The sequence below is a fragment of the Bacillus sp. JJ1503 genome, assembly GCF_036965125.1.
Lineage (GTDB): Bacteria > Bacillota > Bacilli > Bacillales > Cytobacillaceae > Cytobacillus.
The window spans coordinates 1-16,609 of the sequence record NZ_JBALOZ010000044.1 but is presented as its reverse complement, the minus strand read 5'-3'; the positions used below and the strand labels follow the sequence as shown (position 1 = coordinate 16,609).

Annotated in this window: 18 protein-coding genes and 1 pseudogene; 7 read left to right on the top strand and 12 right to left on the bottom strand. The window is 40.3% G+C overall.

Translation table 11 applies throughout. The annotated features are described in order from the left end of the window. The 5 genes and pseudogenes from V7149_RS04340 to hprK form a co-directional block, all read right to left on the bottom strand. Positions 1 to 297: pseudogene (locus V7149_RS04340) on the bottom strand (acetyltransferase); the annotation flags it as partial. Continuing rightward, the gene (gene ppaX / locus V7149_RS04335) at positions 294 to 947 is read right to left on the bottom strand and encodes a pyrophosphatase PpaX (protein ID WP_335344428.1); all 654 of its coding nucleotides are present in this window, start codon (positions 945 to 947) and stop codon (positions 294 to 296) included. The pseudogene V7149_RS04340 and the gene ppaX, both read right to left, overlap by 4 nt. Then, positions 931 to 1,884: a nucleoside recognition domain-containing protein gene (locus V7149_RS04330; protein WP_335344427.1), complete on the bottom strand. Its 954-nt coding sequence runs from the start codon at positions 1,882 to 1,884 to the stop codon at positions 931 to 933. Before V7149_RS04330 ends, ppaX begins: the two co-directional genes overlap by 17 nt. A gap of 149 nt (positions 1,885 to 2,033) precedes the next feature. Further along, positions 2,034 to 2,852 (bottom strand): prolipoprotein diacylglyceryl transferase, encoded by an 819-nt coding sequence (gene lgt, locus V7149_RS04325; protein ID WP_335344426.1) that lies wholly within the window; start codon positions 2,850 to 2,852, stop codon positions 2,034 to 2,036. Between the two features lie 148 nt (positions 2,853 to 3,000). Then, positions 3,001 to 3,927 (bottom strand): HPr(Ser) kinase/phosphatase, encoded by a 927-nt coding sequence (hprK, locus tag V7149_RS04320; protein ID WP_335344425.1) that lies wholly within the window; start codon positions 3,925 to 3,927, stop codon positions 3,001 to 3,003. A gap of 413 nt (positions 3,928 to 4,340) precedes the next feature. Between hprK and nagB the strand changes: the two genes are divergently transcribed. Both nagB and V7149_RS04310 read left to right on the top strand, forming a co-directional pair. Beyond that, a complete protein-coding gene (gene nagB, locus V7149_RS04315) occupies positions 4,341 to 5,066 on the top strand; it encodes a glucosamine-6-phosphate deaminase (RefSeq protein ID WP_335344424.1) in 726 nt (241 codons plus the stop codon). A 200-nt stretch (positions 5,067 to 5,266) separates the two neighbouring features. Further along, on the top strand, positions 5,267 to 5,968 hold the full coding sequence (locus V7149_RS04310; RefSeq protein ID WP_335344423.1) for an N-acetylmuramoyl-L-alanine amidase: 702 nt from the start codon (positions 5,267 to 5,269) through the stop codon (positions 5,966 to 5,968). Between the two features lie 22 nt (positions 5,969 to 5,990). Here V7149_RS04310 and V7149_RS04305 read toward each other — a convergent pair whose 3' ends face one another. From V7149_RS04305 to V7149_RS04275, 7 genes are all read right to left on the bottom strand, one after another. Further along, complete coding sequence (locus V7149_RS04305) at positions 5,991 to 6,362, bottom strand: phage holin family protein (RefSeq protein WP_335344422.1); 372 nt, start codon at positions 6,360 to 6,362, stop codon at positions 5,991 to 5,993. Between the two features lie 33 nt (positions 6,363 to 6,395). Then, complete coding sequence (locus V7149_RS04300; protein WP_335344421.1) at positions 6,396 to 7,511, bottom strand: DUF4097 domain-containing protein; 1,116 nt, start codon at positions 7,509 to 7,511, stop codon at positions 6,396 to 6,398. 35 nt (positions 7,512 to 7,546) lie between these two features. Next, the gene (locus V7149_RS04295) at positions 7,547 to 7,867 is read right to left on the bottom strand and encodes a DUF4870 domain-containing protein (protein WP_335344420.1); all 321 of its coding nucleotides are present in this window, start codon (positions 7,865 to 7,867) and stop codon (positions 7,547 to 7,549) included. A 207-nt stretch (positions 7,868 to 8,074) separates the two neighbouring features. Next, the gene (locus V7149_RS04290) at positions 8,075 to 8,419 is read right to left on the bottom strand and encodes a hypothetical protein (protein ID WP_335344419.1); all 345 of its coding nucleotides are present in this window, start codon (positions 8,417 to 8,419) and stop codon (positions 8,075 to 8,077) included. 154 nt (positions 8,420 to 8,573) lie between these two features. After that, the gene (gene uvrA, locus V7149_RS04285; RefSeq protein ID WP_335344418.1) at positions 8,574 to 11,453 is read right to left on the bottom strand and encodes an excinuclease ABC subunit UvrA; all 2,880 of its coding nucleotides are present in this window, start codon (positions 11,451 to 11,453) and stop codon (positions 8,574 to 8,576) included. Positions 11,454 to 11,460: 7 nt separating this feature from the next. After that, entirely contained in the window at positions 11,461 to 13,440 is a 1,980-nt protein-coding gene (gene uvrB / locus V7149_RS04280; RefSeq protein WP_335344417.1) for an excinuclease ABC subunit UvrB, read from the bottom strand. 312 nt (positions 13,441 to 13,752) lie between these two features. Then, positions 13,753 to 14,430: a GntR family transcriptional regulator gene (locus V7149_RS04275; protein ID WP_335344416.1), complete on the bottom strand. Its 678-nt coding sequence runs from the start codon at positions 14,428 to 14,430 to the stop codon at positions 13,753 to 13,755. 315 nt (positions 14,431 to 14,745) lie between these two features. Between V7149_RS04275 and comGD the strand changes: the two genes are divergently transcribed. The 5 genes from comGD to V7149_RS04250 all read left to right on the top strand — a co-directional run bounded on the left by comGD (position 14,746) and on the right by V7149_RS04250 (position 16,479). Then, complete coding sequence (comGD, locus tag V7149_RS04270; protein WP_335344415.1) at positions 14,746 to 15,048, top strand: competence type IV pilus minor pilin ComGD; 303 nt, start codon at positions 14,746 to 14,748, stop codon at positions 15,046 to 15,048. Further along, positions 15,032 to 15,367 (top strand): type II secretion system protein, encoded by a 336-nt coding sequence (locus V7149_RS04265; RefSeq protein ID WP_335344414.1) that lies wholly within the window; start codon positions 15,032 to 15,034, stop codon positions 15,365 to 15,367. Before comGD ends, V7149_RS04265 begins: the two co-directional genes overlap by 17 nt. After that, positions 15,318 to 15,800, top strand: coding sequence for a competence type IV pilus minor pilin ComGF (comGF, locus tag V7149_RS04260; RefSeq protein WP_335344413.1), 483 nt, complete (start codon positions 15,318 to 15,320; stop codon positions 15,798 to 15,800). Before V7149_RS04265 ends, comGF begins: the two co-directional genes overlap by 50 nt. Then, entirely contained in the window at positions 15,787 to 16,170 is a 384-nt protein-coding gene (gene comGG / locus V7149_RS04255) for a competence type IV pilus minor pilin ComGG (protein WP_335344412.1), read from the top strand. Before comGF ends, comGG begins: the two co-directional genes overlap by 14 nt. A 96-nt stretch (positions 16,171 to 16,266) precedes the next feature. After that, complete coding sequence (locus V7149_RS04250; protein ID WP_335344411.1) at positions 16,267 to 16,479, top strand: YqzE family protein; 213 nt, start codon at positions 16,267 to 16,269, stop codon at positions 16,477 to 16,479. Positions 16,480 to 16,609: the final 130 nt, after the last annotated feature.

Here is a 16,609-nt window from a genome sequence, read left to right as displayed (position 1 = left end):
AATCAAATATTCGTGTGCGAGAATCGTTGTGTTGTAGCCGATAACCGTGTTCCTGCCGACACTGATTTTTTCGGGGAACATAACGTCAAGCATCACCATGAGGGCAAATGACGTCTGTTCACCAACCTTCATTTTCAGAAAGGTGCGATAAAGCCAATTTTTCATCCCCAAGAAAGGGGTGTAGCGAGCTAGCTGAATGACAGCGAAGTTTTTCACTACCTTCCAGAATGGAACGGTTTTATACACATGCCAAAGGGAATTGCCTCCCTCTACTGGAAAGCGTTCCGTTCTCCTCATCCTTTATTAACCTTTAAAATATCGAGTAAATCTTCCATATGATCTATTAGATAATCTGGATCAAATCCTTCTAAAAACTGTTTCCCTTTTAAACTCCACGCAACGCCAACAGTTTGGGTGCCCGCATTTTTCCCTCCTAAAATATCATGGGAATTATCGCCAACCATCATCGCTTCTTCTGGATTTGCTTGGAGCTGTTCTAATGCTTTTAAAATCGGCTCCGGATCAGGCTTCGGATTTTGAACATGATCTAAAGCAACGACCACATCGAAAAATTGATCGAGCTTTGTTAGAGCAAGGCCCATTTTTACCGTTATCATCCCCTTCGTAGTGACAATCCCGATTTTGTAGCCTGCTTCCTTTAAAGTGCGAATCGTTTCAAAGACGCCCGGAAATTCCTTTACAAGCAGGTCATGATTCGTGATATTGAAATCCTTGTAAGCTTCAATCATTTCCTCCACTTTTTCCGGATTAACCGATTCAAATGTTTCCCTAAGTGTCGGTCCCATGAAAGGCAATACATCCTCCCGCTTATAGCGATCCGGATAATAGCTTCCTAACACATGTAAAAAAGAAGATATGATTAGTTCATTTGTATCGATTAATGTCCCATCTAAATCAAATAAGATTGTATTAACTTGAGTGCTCATATACGGTTTCCTTTCTTTTTTCCAAATCTATTCGGTTCCAGATGAATGAAACAATTAATGTTAATAAAATGGCAACCCCTAAGCGAATGAGCAGAAGGGGAAGCACCGGTATGCCGAGCGGAACAAATATCAACGTATCTTCCACAACGGCATGACAGGCGACCAGGAATATAAATGCAATCGTTACATCCTTTTTGCTGACCCCGTCCTCTTTTACCGCCTGAATCATAACTCCCGCTCCGAAGGCAAGACCGAATAATAATCCAGCAGCTAGCGTGGTTGAGGTGTTTTCTTTCATCCCTAGCGCTTTCGTGACAGGCGCCATCCATTTTGAAAAAACAGCCAGCCAGTTTAAATCCTTCAAAAATTGAATAACAATCATGAGCGGAATGACAATGATGGCAAGCTGCAATATGCCTAGTCCCGCCTTTTGCAGGGCATCCAGCAGAATGGCTGTCCAGCCCGAAAGCTCCTCTTCCTTAACCGGAATCATCCCATATTTCGCTATTTCCGAACCACCTTGCCAAACTAAATTAATGGCGATGGCAGAAATGATGGCTAATCCAACTCTAACAGCCACAATGATCCAGAGCTTCACACCAACTTTCGCCGCTACACTGGACTCAATCAGCAGGTTATGAGAAAAGGACAGCATTACAGCAATAATAAATACTTCCTTGACTGTTAAATCCAATGTTAATATGGCTCCAATTCCAGCGAAGAGATTCAGCATATTCCCCAAAACGAGAGGAATCGCTGCATCACCTGGCAAGCCAATAAGATTCATCAGCGGCGTAATCAGCTTTATGATCCATGGCAGGACAGGGGTGTGCTGCAGAATGGCGACAATTAATGTGACAGGAAAGATAACTTTCCCCAACGTCCAAGTTGTCTTTAAGCCGGCCTTTATCCCCTTTTTGGACGATTCAAGCAACATTTCTTTTCTCCTTTTTCTTTGATTACAGTTACTTTCGCAAATAAATCGGTTACTTCCGCAAATATATAAGCCGCTTTCGCAAATAAATTGATCGAATTAAAACTTATAGCATCAGGTCCGATTTTTTTCCGACTATACCTTTAATAACGTTATGCACCATTGTCTAAATAACGCACTTTTGCATAACCTTTCATCCGTCTTAATACTAGTAAAATAATGGCACCCACGATAAGGACAATGGAAATAGTTTGTGCCACTCTCAGCTGCTCAGTGAGCATTAAACTGTCTGTCCGCAGGCCCTCGACAAAAAAGCGGCCGATTGAATACCAGATGACATAGCTGAGAAAAAGCTCCCCGCGGCGCAGATTGACTCTTCTTAATAACAAGAGGATAGCAAATCCGGCAAAGTTCCAAAGCGATTCATATAAAAAAGTAGGATGATAGTAAGTTCCATTAATATACATTTGATTAATGATGAATTCCGGCAGGTGCAAGCCTTCAAGGAAAGATCGAGTCACTTCTCCGCCATGGGCTTCCTGGTTCATAAAGTTTCCCCATCTGCCAATAGCCTGCCCTAATATAATACTAGGGGCCGCAATATCCGCGAGCTTCCAAAATGAAACATTTCGCTTTTTGGCAAATACGTAGGCGGTGATCACAGCTCCAATCAAGGCTCCGTGAATAGCAATGCCACCTTCCCATATTTTCACTATGTCGCCTGGGTTTTGACTATAATAGCCCCATTGAAAAATAACATAGTAGATTCGTGCCGATATAATCGCAATCGGAATGGCAAAAAGCATTAAATCTGCAAATAGGTCCTTCTGCATTCCCCTTTTCTCTGCTTCCCTCATTACTAGAATTAAGGCTAAGGCAATGCCGACACCGATAATAATCCCGTACCAGCGAATCTCAAGCGGCCCTAGAGAAATCGCAATCGGGTTAAGCGGCTGTATCATTGATTCCATAGTCATTGCTCCTTTATAGTTCAATTTTTTCTAACCAAAACTTAATAAGTGCGGTAATCCTTTAGGTGGCGCATTTTTACAAACATGTCCACCCGAGAAAAAATACAAATCCATCAAATTGTCCACGAACGGTGCCTCGCACCTAAGCTTATTCTTTGCTGTCATCCATGACGTCTGCGAGGCGACTACTGAATTGCTCTGCGGCATTAACGCCCATGCGTTTCAAGCGGTAATTCATCGCTGCCACTTCAATAATAACTGCCAGGTTTCGTCCAGGGCGAACCGGAATCGTAATCTTGGGAACGTCCATATCAATGATTTTCATTTTGTCTTCATCCAGCCCAAGCCGTTCATATTGCTTTTTTGAATCCCATATCTCTAGGTCCATCACGATCGAGATTCGTTTATTGCTTAGAACAGCCCCAGCCCCAAACAATGTCATCACATTAATAATCCCAAGACCGCGAATTTCCAGTAAATGCTCGATTAGTTCTGGTGAAGTGCCGACAAGGGTATATTCATCCTCCTGTCTAATTTCCACACAGTCATCAGCCACTAACCGATGTCCGCGTTTTACAAGCTCTAAGGCCGTTTCGCTTTTACCGACCCCGCTCTTCCCTGTAATGAGCACTCCAACCCCGTACACATCGACAAGTACGCCATGGACGGCAGTTGTCGGAGCCAGTTTACTTTCCAAATAATTCGTCAGCAAACTAGAAAATCTCGTTGTTTTTTGGGTCGTTCTTAAGAGGGGGACTGATTCGCGCTTTGAAGCGACAATTAACTCTTCAGGAACCTCAAGGCCTCTTGAGATGATAATCCCAGGTGTAATGTCGGTGCATAACCGTTCAAAGCGAAGCTGACGATCGATCACTCTTAACTTTTCAGTGAATGTGAGCTCTGTTTTTCCAATCAACTGTATTCTATCTGCCGGATAGAATTCGAAATATCCCGCTACTTCAATACCGGGCCTGGAAATATCACTCGTAGTAATCGGCCGGTTGATCCCCTCTTCCCCGCTAATTAACTCAAGGCCAAATTTATCTACAATGTCTTTAGTACAGACCTTTGCCATTCCCATTACCTCCTATTGAAAAGGGGTGGAGCTGGAGCTGCCATGCATGTAACCCCCATTACTACAATAAAAATTAGCTATCCTACATCGTCTTGTTCAGAAATTCAGTTACATATGGTGAGAAATTTTTAGCATATCATCTATTTTAGCACTTTTTAATAAAGAACCAAATTCTACAATCTGAAACACGAGAAAAAAATGCGCCTGTTCGCGCTCATTTTTCCATTTCAAAATAGACAGCATGATATAAATGATTTTATAATAAAATGAATATGATCCACGATAGTATTTTGATTTTTTATAAAAAATTTCAAAAATATGATGAATGAAAGCTATTCTTGGTGGCAGCCTTCCTAGTAATAACAGAATCAAGAATATGGAATAAGAATGAATGACACCTAAGGAGGAACCGAATGAAAATTATCAGAACCACCAGCTATGAAGAAATGAGCTTGAAAGCAGCGGAAATCATGATTGACCGAATCCGAAATAATCCTGAAATCACACTTGGTCTTGCAACTGGCAGTACACCAAAAGGGGTTTACCAAAAGCTAATCGAGGACCATGTGCAAAACCAGACTTCCTATAAAAAAATATTAACCGTCAATCTGGACGAGTATGTTGGAATTGATGAACATGATCCGAATAGCTACCACTTTTTTATGAAGGAACAGCTTTTGGACCATATTGACATCCCGCCTTCCCAAACACATCTGCCAAATGGGATGGCAGAGAATTTGCATGAAGAATGTGCAAAATATGAGGCTTTGATTGAATCCTTTGGAGGAATAGGATTACAGTTGCTTGGCATCGGAGAAAATGGGCATATCGGTTTTAATGAACCCGGTACACCGTTTACTAGTAAAACCCATATGATTGAGCTTGAGGAAAATACGCGGCAAGCGAATGCAAGATTTTTTAATTCTCTTGAGGAAGTTCCTACTCATGCCGTTACGATGGGAATTGCTACGATTATGGCTAGTAAAGAAATTATTCTGCTTGCTTCAGGAAAGTCCAAAGCCAAAGCGATTAGCCAGTTGATAAGCGGGGAGATTGATGAAAGTATTCCTGCCTCAGCGCTTAAGAACCACCCGAATTTCACCATTATTGCTGATGACGAAGCATTAAAATTTGTATAAAGTAAAACTTCTATCAGTGGGGATTTACAGCTTCTTAATCTGTGATAAACATCTTGAAGAGATGGCATATGATGCTGTCTCTTTTTCTGTTTTCCCCTGCACCCATGTCCTTTTCAAGCTTTCATTCATATTATAAGGGTAGATAGCTTAATTTTTACAGAATACAGCAGTTTCGAGAAAAAATAGAAAGGAGCAGCGAAATGAAAATAATGCTGGATGCTGGTCATGGATTTAATACGGCTGGAAAACGCAGCCCGGATGGTATGCAGGAGTATGAATTTACAAGGGCTGTAGCCAATTATGCACGGCCTCTGCTAGAAACCTATCAAAATACCACTGTTTATTTTGCACACTCAGACAATCTGGATGTCCCTCTTCAAGAGCGGACAGATCAAGCGAATGAGTTAGAAGTCGATGTATATGTGGCGATTCATGCAAATGCCTATGGAACGACTTGGAATGCAGCAAATGGGATTGAAACCTATGTGAATATTGGAAAGCCTAAGGATGCCTATGAACTCGCTCAGAAAATCCAAAAGAATTTAGTGATTGCCACAGGATTAAGCGATCGCGGGGTCAAAACTGCCGATTTTCACGTTCTCAGGGAAACTAATATGACGGCTGTCTTAACGGAATGTGGTTTTATGACAAACCGTCAAGAAGCTTCCTTATTGCAGACCGAAACTTACCGGAAAACCTGTGCCGAGGCAATCGTAAAGGCTCTCACAGATCAATACAACCTTAAATTAAAAACCAGTGACAGCACCAATAAGGAACAGCCTTCAGCAAAAAATGGACTTTATAAAGTCCAGGTCGGTGCCTTCAAGGACAAGAAAAACGCAGAGGAACTGGCACAGGCTTTAAAAAAGCTTGGATATACACCGTTCGTTTATTTTGAATAAAGAAAAGAGGCTGACAGATGAGTCAGCCTTTCTTTTTCTTATCTTTAGCAGGCTCAAGCACTGCTTTTTGAATGATTAAATTCGCTATGGACATGATCACGGCCATGAGTAAAGCTGTTCCAAAACCCGCGATTTCAAATGAACTTCCCATAATGTCGTCAGTAATCATCAGCGTGACCGCATTGATCACAAACAGAAATAACCCTAGCGTTACTAAGGTGACTGGCAATGTTAAAATAATTAAAATCGGCCGAACGAGGATATTTAATATCGAGAGGATCGCACTTGCCCCAACAGCTGCACCGAAGCTTGATACATAAAAGGACTCATCTAAAAAACCTGCTATCGCCACAAACAGTATGGCATTAATTAATATTCCTGCAACCCATCTCATATTAAAACACCCCGTCATTTAAGCTCTCTATGTTTAAAAATCAACTGATTTTGCTTTATTGATATGAATGGCACCTGTTTTCGTTTCAGCTTTTAGCCGTAAAGACTGCTCTGATTGGTTTACGGATTGGAAGCGAAGCACTTTTTGAATCACATCGCTTTTATCCTCAACGATTTGGATCCCGTCTAGATTGACATGCAAGCTTCCGAAATTTGTTTTTAACTCTCCATTAACTGTTAAATGATTCGGAACTTGCAATTCAATTTTCCCAGCCACAGCCTTCGCATCAATGACATCACATTTACCATCCTGAACAGCGCAGAAAACATCGCCATTAATAGAGTGAAGATCGATTTTTTCAAAAGCGCCATCCACATGGATTGCTCCATTCAGCGTTTCGACTTCAATTTGTTCAATATGGCTCTTTTGAATAGTAATTTGTCCATTAGCCGTTTCGACTTCAGTATACTTGCCATTCATATTTTGAATTGAAATTTTTCCATTAGCCGTTTTGGCTTTAAAGGTATTTGCCGTTAATTGCTGGCTGTCGATGGACCCATTAAACAGGCGAATCTTTACCTTATCATATTCCGTTTGAGGAATATAAATAACCGCATCTACTTTCATCCACTTTTGCTGTGTAGCAAAACGAAGCTTTTGACCCTCAACCGCAAAAGTAACATCATTTAAAAAGTTCCGTCGTGCTTCTTCCTGAGTTTCTACCCGGTACACCTTCGCCTTGCACTCAATTCGCACGTCCTTCTGGTCCCAAGGCAGAACCTCCATTTTTCCATTCGCAATATCCACATCTACATCCTTGAAGGAAACATCCCCTTGTTGGAATATATGTGTTATTTCTACAGATTGACCAAAGTTAAAGTCCAAATCCATGTCCTTGATTTTTTTAAAGGCCGAGTCTACAAAATCCAAAATTTTATCCTTTGCAGATTGAAACTTGTAATTGAATGGCTCTTCTTTTTTCGCTTCGTCAAATTTTACAGCAGTAGAAATCTCCTGAAAAAGGTCACCCTTCTTGCCTTCCGCTGATTTACCTGTTTTCTCAAGCTCTTCTAATAGAAAAAGAGCCTCATCCACAGTCAGCTTGCCATCTTCCACCATTTTAAGTATCCGTTTGCGTTCAGCTTGCATATCAATCCCTCCAGCTAAATATGTTTATTTTTATGCTAAAAAGCGTTTCCCGTAAAAATCTGGATGCCTTTAATTATATTCCAAACTGCTACAATGAGACTAAGAACAACCGTAAATAGGACACTCCCGATGAACAGGATTGGAAACTCTGAGTGATTCATCCCTATCTGTGTAATCGCTGCGTAAACAATCACTGGAACCGGGATCAGCAAAATGAGATGGGACAAAAACGCCTTTTTCGCGTGATACTTCGTTCTTTGATCCTCCGTTGCAAAAAATAAAACAAGCGGAAAAAGAATCCCTGCAAACAAAACACTTAAATAGCTTAGTCCTGATAATACTTTACTCGTCTCCATTGCCAACAGCTCCTTCCCCACTATTTACGAAAATAGATAGAGAAGGTTTCACTTTTTATAAACTCATTTATAAAAATTTTTCTATTTGTCCTTTCTATATGATTGCATTTATGAAACAAAAAAAACCGTCTATAATTATGACGGCTTTCCAAATTCATGATAGCAGATTAACTTGCTGCAAGTATTCCCATTGATTGAGGTTTAACTTTATTTAAAGGCCGCAACTAAGTCGATTCGAGGGGCTTCCTTTCTTTTTACCTCATCAATCTTATGGACAAACATTTGAAACACCTTTCGTTTTTCATCTAGATCCTTTATGTACTCTCGTAGCTCGTTATATTTTTCTTCAAATGGCTTATGATATCTTTCACGGATATTTTCAATGATTTCATCGTTCACAGTCGATTGGATGACCTGCTTTGTGATGCCATATTTATACGTATAAACCTTTAATTCCTTCATGATTTCTTCATACTCTAGATTGATCTGGTCAAGAACTTCCGAAATATCCTCTTTCCACTCTTCTAAAGATTTCTCCAAATATGCTTCCAAGTTAACCCTCCTCAATATATTTTTTTACGGATAGAGTTGTCCTTGTCCCCATTATAACGGAATAGATTTACACGAACGTTTCTATTGGATTACAATGCGTTATCATTGGAATAAAAAACAGCACTGTTCACACAGTGCTGCATCCTAAATTATATTATACGTTCGATACACTAGCTTCCTTCTCTTCAATTTGCTTTTGCATTCTTAGTCGATCGCGTTCTAAGATGGGTTTTAGATATTTTCCTGTATAGGATGCTGGAGCTTCGGCTACCTGTTCAGGAGTACCGGTGGCGATGATCGTTCCGCCTTTGTCTCCGCCCTCTGGTCCGAGATCGATGATATAATCTGCCGCTTTAATGACATCTAAATTATGTTCAATGACTAAAACGGTATCTCCGTTTTCCACGAGACGCTGCAGGACAACGAGCAAGCGAGAAATATCATCAACATGCAGACCAGTAGTCGGCTCATCCAGAATATAGAGCGATCGCCCAGTTGAACGGCGATGCAGTTCAGAGGCAAGCTTGACACGCTGAGCCTCACCACCGGAAAGAGTGGTGGCAGGCTGCCCGAGCTTTACATAGCCAAGTCCAACATCATAAATCGTTTGGAGCTTACGGCTGATTTTTGGTATATTTTCGAAAAACACGACCGCATCCTCCACAGTCATGTCGAGAATTTCAGAAATGTTTTTTCCTTTATATTGAACTTCCAGCGTCTCCCGATTATATCGTTTGCCATGACAAACCTCGCATGGGACATATACATCAGGCAGGAAATGCATTTCAATTTTGATGATTCCATCTCCACGGCAAGCTTCACAGCGTCCGCCTTTTACGTTAAAGCTAAAACGTCCTTTTTTATAGCCGCGGACCTTTGCTTCATTTGTTACTGAAAAGACATCACGAATATCATCGAACACACCCGTATAGGTAGCTGGGTTTGAGCGCGGTGTCCGGCCAATTGGCGATTGGTCAATATCGATGACTTTATCTAAGTGCTCAATCCCCTTTATTTCCTTATGCTCCCCAGGCTTTGTCTTCGCTCTATTGAGCTTTTGCGCCAAGGATTTATGAAGAATTTCGTTGATTAATGTACTTTTCCCTGATCCGGAAACACCTGTGACAGAAATGAAAGTACCGAGTGGAATTTTGACACTGACATTCTTCAGGTTATTTTCCTTTGCCCCTTTAATTTCAATAAAACGGCCATCATTTTTTCGGCGCTCGACCGGAAGCGGAATGAACTTTTTCCCCGAAAGATACTCACCCGTCAAAGATTGAGGATCATTCATAACTTCTTCTGGAGTTCCGGCAGAAATAATTTCTCCTCCGTGGACGCCAGCGCCTGGACCAATATCGATTAAGTAATCAGCCGCCATCATCGTATCCTCGTCATGCTCAACAACAATAAGCGTATTTCCGATATCACGCATATTTTTCATCGTGTCAATTAAGCGGTCATTATCACGCTGATGCAGGCCAATCGAAGGCTCGTCCAAAATGTAAAGCACACCCGTTAATCGTGAACCAATTTGAGTAGCTAACCGGATTCGCTGGGCTTCCCCTCCTGATAGCGTTCCTGCAGCGCGGCTTAAAGTCAGATAATCAAGTCCTACATTGACTAAAAAGCCAAGACGTTCTTTTATTTCGCCAAAAATCAGATTGGCGATTTTCATTTCTTTTTCAGATAGTTTCAGATGTTCAAAGAAATGATAGGCTTCCTCTACGGACAGCTCTGTTATTTTGCCGATATGTTGATCAGAAATGAGAACAGCAAGTGTTTCCTTTTTTAAACGATAGCCTTTACATGCTGGACATGGCTTCTGGCCCATATATTTTTCCATTTGCTCACGAATATAGTCAGAGCTTGTTTCTTTATAACGGCGCTCGACATTTCTGATAACCCCTTCAAATTCAATGAGCCCTTCTCTAACTTGTCCAAAATCATTTTCGTAATGGAAAAATATCTTTTCTCCATTGGAGCCATATAAAATTTTTTCAAGGAGATGCTCAGGAATGTCCTTTACCGGAATATCCATTTCAATCCCATAATGGGTACAAACAGCCTCTAGCAGCTGAGGATAGTATTGTGAACTTGTCGGCTCCCATGGTGCAATAGCATGCTGGCGCAATGATAAATCCGAATTAGGAATAATTAAATCCACATCGACCTCGAGCTTAGATCCAAGCCCATCACATTCAGTACAAGCTCCAAATGGGCTGTTAAAGGAAAACATCCGCGGCTCTAGCTCCCCAATAGAAAATCCACAATGAGGACAGGCGTGATTTTCACTAAATAGCAGCTCTTCTTCGCCAATAACATCAATAAGCACTTTTCCGCTTCCAAGCTTCAAAGCTGTTTCAATCGAATCAGCCAGACGAGCAGAAACGCCGTCTTTCACAACAATTCTGTCTATGACTACCTCAATTGAATGTTTTTTATTCTTTTCAAGCTCAATTTCCTCGCCAAGATCAAGCATATCTCCATCAACTCTGACCCGGACAAACCCTTGCTTCTTTACTTCATCCAAAACTTTGACATGTGTGCCTTTTCTTCCAGAAACAATAGGAGCAAGCACTTGAAGCTTTGTTCGCTCAGGGTATTCAAGAATGCGGTCCACCATCTGTTCAATCGTTTGGGAAGAGATTTCAATCCCATGATTTGGACAAGTGGGACGCCCAACTCTTGCATATAATAATCTTAAATAATCATATATTTCCGTCACTGTTCCAACGGTCGAGCGGGGGTTTCGGCTCGTTGTCTTTTGGTCAATCGAAATGGCCGGAGACAAGCCTTCGATGGCATCTACATCGGGTTTATCCATTTGTCCAAGAAATTGGCGTGCATAGGCAGATAAGGATTCCACATATCTGCGCTGCCCTTCTGCATAAATCGTGTCAAAGGCAAGTGAGGACTTTCCAGATCCAGAAAGCCCTGTCAGCACAACTAATTTATCCCTCGGAATGGTGACATCAATATTTTTCAAATTATGTGCTCTGGCGCCTTTTACAATTATATTTTCCATCGCCATTTATACGTCATCCTTCCGCTTTCAGCTCTAAAATCAAATCACGAAGCTCAGCAGCACGTTCAAAATTGAGTGCTTTTGCTTCTTCCTTCATTTCTTTTTCCATTACTTGAATTAGTTTTTCTCTTTCCTTCTTATTAAGCTTGCCAATTTTTGCTGATACTTTATATTCTTCCTGATCCTCCGCAGCAATTGTGGCACGGATTACATCACGGATTTCCTTTTGAATCGTTTGAGGAGTGATGCCATGCTTTTGATTGTATTCTTCTTGAATGGAACGGCGCCGTTTTGTTTCGCTAATCGCTAATTCCATTGAATTTGTCATTTTATCTGCGTACATAATCACATGACCGTTTGCATTTCGCGCCGCCCTACCGATTGTCTGTATAAGTGAACGCTCAGAACGGAGGAAGCCTTCCTTGTCTGCATCAAGAATGGTCACTAATGAAACTTCCGGAATATCAAGCCCCTCTCTCAAAAGGTTGATTCCAACTAGAACATCATAAGTACCAAGGCGCAGTTCACGAATAATTTCAATTCGCTCTAAGGTTTTAACTTCAGAATGCAAATATTGCACCTTAATGCCGATTTCCTTTAAATAATCCGTTAAGTCTTCTGACATTTTTTTCGTCAAGGTGGTAATAAGCACACGCTCATTTCGCTTGATTCGGTCTTGGATTTCTCCGATTAAATCATCAATTTGCCCTTCAATCGGCCGAACTTCGATGATTGGATCAAGCAGCCCAGTCGGCCGGATAATTTGCTGAATCATTTCCGGTGTGTGCTCAATCTCGTATGGGCCAGGAGTTGCAGATACGTAGACAATTTGGTTAATATGCTTTTCAAATTCATTAAACGTCAAAGGCCGATTATCTAATGCTGAAGGCAGGCGGAAACCATGTTCCACGAGCACCGATTTTCTCGCCTGGTCCCCATTATACATCCCGCGAATCTGCGGAAGGGTGACATGGGACTCGTCAATAACGATAAGCAGGTCCTCTGGGAAAAAGTCCATTAATGTATACGGCGTAGAACCTGGAGGCCTTAAAGTTAAATGTCTTGAGTAGTTTTCGATCCCAGAGCAAAAGCCCATTTCTCTCATCATTTCAAGATCATACCGAGTCCGCTGTTCAAGGCGCTGAGCCTCGAGAAGCTTATCATTCTCTCGCATTTCCTTCAGCTTGACTTCCAATTCTTCCTCGATGCTTTGAATGGCCACTCGCATTTTTTCCTCACGAGTTACGAAGTGGGACCTTGGAAAAATCGCTACATGCTCGCGGTCCCCGATGATTTCGCCTGTCAGTGAATCCACCTCGCGAATGCGGTCAATTTCATCCCCGAAAAACTCCACACGAATACAGCGCTCATCCTTTGAAGCCGGGATAATTTCCACTACATCGCCGCGCACTCGGAAAGTCCCGCGCTGAAAAGCGATATCATTTCTTTCATATTGAATATCCACAAGTCTGTGGAGAAGCTGATTTCTTTCAATCTCCATTCCTGTTCGAAGAGATAAAACAAGCTCCCTGTATTCTTCCGGAGAACCTAAACCATAAATGCAAGACACACTGGCAATAATAACAACATCTTTCCGTTCAAATAATGAAGAGGTCGCTGAATGGCGAAGCTTATCAATCTCATCATTAATACTTGCATCTTTTTCGATAAATGTGTCGGTCTGTGGTACATAAGCTTCTGGCTGATAATAATCATAATAGCTGACGAAATATTCAACCGCATTATCCGGAAAAAATTCTTTAAACTCACTATAAAGCTGGCCAGCAAGTGTTTTATTATGAGCAATAATCAGAGTTGGCCGGTTGACCTCTTTGATCACATTTGAAATTGTGAAGGTCTTTCCAGTCCCAGTCGCTCCTAGTAATGTTTGATGCTTTTTGCCGGATCTGAGCCCCTTAACAAGCTGTTTAATCGCTTCTGGCTGATCTCCTTGGGGAGTATATTTTGAGACTAGTGTAAATTGGTCCTTCATAAGAAGCCTCCCATTTTTTCTTCTCTATTAAAAAACCTAACATCCTTTAAGCAGGTGTAGGGGATATGTGTTTTCTCAGTTGATTAAATATATGAATTTACGTAAAACATTCTATAAACATTCTACCACAAAGCAATGAAAACTAACCACTAATATACGAACGGATATTCGATTATTTTTTAAAATATATTAGGGAAGGTACTAATTATAGGAAAAGGGGAGGAATTTTTAGCGAGGATTTTGTTAATCAACGTATTAAATGTTTTCACCAAATACAAAAGCCTGCCAAAACAACGGCAGGCTAATATTTTTCTATTTATTATTTTTTTCATTCTCCTGTATTGAGTAGAATATCTCAATAGCTTTAACGACATTGTTTCGGGCAATGCGGGAGGCCTCTTCTTTATTTTTCTCTTCAAGGGCCTTCAATATGGCTTCATGCTCCTCAATAGACTCCGGAGTTAGAATAATGGAGTTGTGAAAATAAAGCCTGCGCACATGTGACAGAAGATTTGAAACGGTACTAGAGATATACGAATTGTCGGTTACATCGACAATGCTTTGGTGAAATTCTTCATCAAGTTTTAATGCCGCGTAAGAATCACCCGATTTTACAGCCTCTGCAAATTGATTATTAAGCTCACGAAGAGATTCAATCTGTTCCTGACTAATAATCGGTGTCGCTAATTCTGTAGCTAAAGCTTGCAGCGCTCCTAATGGCGGCAAGATTTTGCTAATATCCTCTTGGTTTACTGATGTAACTTGAGTTCCCACTCCGGGGTACATTTCAACAAACCCTTGAAAGCTGAGCAGCTGTAAAGCCTCTCTAATGGGAGTTCGGCTTACGCCTAAGCTTTTCGCAAGATCCGCATCATGCAACTTTTCTTTAGGATGCAAAGTCCCGTCAATAATCCATTCTAGAATTTGAGAGTAGGCACGCTTTTTTGCGGACATCCGAATAGGAGTGGAATAATTAGCAGGAATCGGCATATAATTACCCCCTTCGTCATTTTAGAAAATCTCATCATGCCTATAAGTTAAACGCTTACATTTTCAGATAATAGTTTTATTATATTAGACTAATAATAAGAATACAATATATTACAAATAAAATACAACCATTTCCCCTATCAATCTTGTAAAAAGTATTTTTATATAATTTTATTTTCAGAAATATATTGCATACACATAGTCCATATGATATATTTTCTTTAATAAAATTATCAGCCTTTGTATTTTGAGCAGGGATGAAAAGAATATTCAAATAATTTTATCTCCTTTGAAAAAGAAAAGTTCATTTCACAATTGAAAGCAGATCTTTACTATGCTCAGCAATATGCTCTTTCCCATCATATTGATGTGTATGTTCATATTCTTCCGGAAGCAAATAGGTATGTCATACATGAAAAGCTTAGTGCAAATTATTTGATTGAAAGAGAAATACCAAAAGCCATTACAGTACAAGAGGACACTATGAAACTCTACTTTTATTATCAATCAGACGGGAATATTAATAGATTTGGTTCCTTTGTTATCTATGCAGGCAAGGAGAGATATCGGTTTACGTTTTATATTGGAAAGGGAAGATTTTATGTTGCGAAAGAATAAAGGGTTCTTTTTGCCTGAGATGCTATTGACTCTTTCTGCATGGCTTGTTATTGCAACCATATTTATACCGTTAATTATGAATTTAATCGATCAATCCGTTCAACTTCGGCAGGAATTTGACAGTACTCAAGCTTTATATGAGACATTGCTAAAGGCTCAAAAGGAAGGCTTGCAGCCTCAAACAGAATTGATAACAATTAATCAAACTGTTTTTGCAATATATGAAGGGACTTCAGGGGGAAACGCTGGACAGGAGGTTTGCATTAAATATGAGAATGTATTCAAAAAGCTGCGGACGAAATGTGAAATATTTCAATAATAAAGGCTTCACAATGTTGGAAATGTTATATGCCTTTTCCATTTTTCTGCTTGTCGTTTCTTTTTTTCCACTTTTCTTTAAGTATATTATGGAAAATGAACAGCTTGAAAATAGGCTAAGAAGAATGGAATGGCATGTATTTGTCAATCAAATAAAGAAGGAACTTCGATTAGCGGATGAAATAAACGTTTCTGATAACAGGCTAGTATTAGCAAAGCACGGTCAAATCATACTCTATGAGAAGCATGGAACTAATTTACGAAGACGGGTTGATTTCAAAGGGCATGAAATCGTCCTTCAGCAAGTAGACTCATTCCGATTTTCTTCGATTCATGATGGAGTCAAGCTTACGTTAAACGATCTCAATGGCCAAAATTACTCTGTATTATTATATTCCTTCATAAGTTTGGAGGAGCATTATGCTTCGGAGTGAAAAAGGATTTACCTACCCGCTTACCTTTTCTATTATCTTGCTCGTTGCTCTCCTCCTTACCATGCATATAGAATTTTATTTATCAGAGATTCGTTTTTTACAAGAATCAGAAGCACTTTTGAAACAAGAGTATTATTTATTAAGCTCGATGAAACGGATGGAAGACATTTTAATAGCAGAGGATGAAGATCAGTACACGGGCGTATTTTCTTATTCAGATGGAGATGTCCGTTATGAAACAGCTAAACTAACGGATACTTTGTTGATGTCAACATTTAATCTACGCATGGGAACAAATATTGAAATGCTAGCATACGGGTATTTTGATACGGAGGAGGGCAAAATGATAAAGTGGATAGAAAGAAATTGAATGGCTTTGCTCGAATAGTGGATGCTGAATAAATATGTTATTGAAGGGACATACTTGAAATGAAAGTAATTTAAATAATTTGAGCAGGGTGCAGCAATGAAATCGAATGATTATGTCAAGTACATTACCGAAACAGTTGTTAAGTATATTGATCAGCCAAAAGATGAGCGCAAGAAAAGCAAATTAGAAAAGAAGGATGTTAAAGAGCCGTTCTTATATCGATGGTTTGGATTGATTCCCTACATCCTCTACTATAATTTTAAGAGGAAGAAAGAAAACAAATATGAAAAGAAACCGTTCAAAATTTGAGCGGTTTCTTTTTACGTCTAGCTCCACAAGGAACGCTTCGGCAGCATCTCACGAGTATAAGCGTTAGCTTTTAGGAGGAGCGCCTAGCCCCGACGTACAGGACGTACTAGTGTCGACAATGCGACAGGAC